Source organism: Lactiplantibacillus xiangfangensis (assembly GCF_001438845.1).
Taxonomy (GTDB): Bacteria; Bacillota; Bacilli; order Lactobacillales; family Lactobacillaceae; genus Lactiplantibacillus; species Lactiplantibacillus xiangfangensis.
Window position 1 is genome coordinate 1 of sequence record NZ_JQCL01000003.1, and the last position, 350, is coordinate 350.

A 350-nucleotide genomic window follows, 5' to 3' on the forward strand; every position below is an offset into this window, starting at 1 on the left:
TTTTAAGGAGCTAAAACTATGCAACAAGTTGTCTTACCCATCAAAGATTCAAACGTGCTCAAAGAGGTTCAAGATACCTTACTCAACAACTTTAAAGCTGGCCGGCGTAACTATACAGTTTTTCAAGTTGGCAAAGCGACACTGCTGCGAGTCAGTGATGTCATGCGCTTAAAACAGGCCGATATTTTTAATCCGGACGGTTCTATTAAACAAAATGCGTTTATTCACGACCGAAAAACTGGTAAACCTAATACCTTGTACCTTAAACCGGTTCAAACAGAGCTCTTATTGTACCGTCAATGGCTACTTGATCATCAGCTGGATTCTGAATGGCTCTTTCCTTCCATTCA

The 350-nt window shown here is 40.6% G+C and carries 1 protein-coding gene; it reads left to right on the top strand.

Translation table 11 applies throughout. The features are described from left to right. Positions 1 to 18: 18 nt before the first annotated feature. Positions 19 to 350: site-specific integrase (locus tag IV64_RS00245; RefSeq protein ID WP_476737441.1), on the top strand; the 332-nt coding region annotated here is incomplete at its 3' end.